This is a genomic window from Citrobacter sp. S55_ASV_140, from assembly GCF_018919505.1.
Classification (GTDB): Bacteria; Pseudomonadota; Gammaproteobacteria; order Enterobacterales; family Enterobacteriaceae; genus Citrobacter; species Citrobacter werkmanii.
The window spans coordinates 1-887 of sequence record NZ_JAHLQZ010000408.1; the positions used below are offsets into that span (position 1 = coordinate 1).

Annotated in this window: 2 protein-coding genes and 1 pseudogene; all 3 read left to right on the plus strand. The window is 49.9% G+C overall.

Annotated elements, in window-relative coordinates; all coding sequences use genetic code 11:
• The coding region (locus KQJ18_RS24210; RefSeq protein ID WP_216422988.1) for a type I DNA topoisomerase at nt 1-220 on the plus strand (220 nt) is incomplete at its 5' end.
• Nucleotides 221-224: 4 nt separating this feature from the next.
• A complete protein-coding gene (tsaC, locus tag KQJ18_RS24215) occupies nt 225-797 on the plus strand; it encodes an L-threonylcarbamoyladenylate synthase type 1 TsaC (protein ID WP_069325293.1) in 573 nt (190 codons plus the stop codon).
• A gap of 1 nt (nt 798) precedes the next feature.
• Nucleotides 799-887: pseudogene (locus KQJ18_RS24220) on the plus strand (shikimate dehydrogenase); the annotation flags it as partial.

The following is an 887-nucleotide window of genomic DNA, read 5'->3' on the forward strand; positions in this document are numbered from 1 at the left end:
ATGCCAGACCGGTCACCTGGTCCAGCGGCGTTCCCGTTATGGCAAAACTTTTTACTCCTGCGATCGCTATCCGGAGTGCCAGTTTGTTATTAACTTCAAACCGTTAGCTGGAGAATGTCCAGAGTGCCATTATCCGCTACTCATCGAAAAGAAAACCGCGCAGGGTGTGAAGCATTTCTGTGCCAGTAAACAATGTGGAAAGCCGATTTCGGCGGAATAAAAAAGTGAATAATAACCTGCCCACAGGCCCTATCGCTGCTGCAATAGAGGTACTGAACCAAGAGAAAGTCATCGCCTATCCAACAGAAGCTGTATTTGGTGTCGGCTGCGATCCCGACAGCGAAACGGCAGTAAGTCGTTTGTTGGAATTAAAACAACGTCCGGTCGAGAAAGGCTTAATTTTGATTGCGGCCAACTTTGAGCAACTTAAGCCCTATATTGACGATAGCTCGCTTACTGATACTCAACGTGAGGCTATCTTCGCTCGCTGGCCTGGTCCCGTCACCTTTGTTTTCCCGGCGCTTGCGACTACACCTCGTTGGTTGACCGGTCGTTTTGACTCGCTGGCCGTGCGTGTCACCGATCATCCGCTGGTGGTTGCACTGTGCCAGGCTTATGGCAAACCTATAGTTTCCACCAGTGCTAATTTGAGTGGCTTACCGCCTTGCCGAACGGTAGAGGAAGTCCGCGCGCAGTTCGGTATAGACTTTCCCGTTGTTGAAGGAGAGACCGGAGGGCGATTGAATCCTTCGGAGATCCGTGATGCACTGACGGGTGAACAGTTTCGACAGGGGTAATATGAAAGAAGCCTATGCTGTTTTTGGTAATCCGATAGCGCACAGTAAATCGCCTTTTATTCATCAGCAATTTGCAGAGCAGCTGAAGAT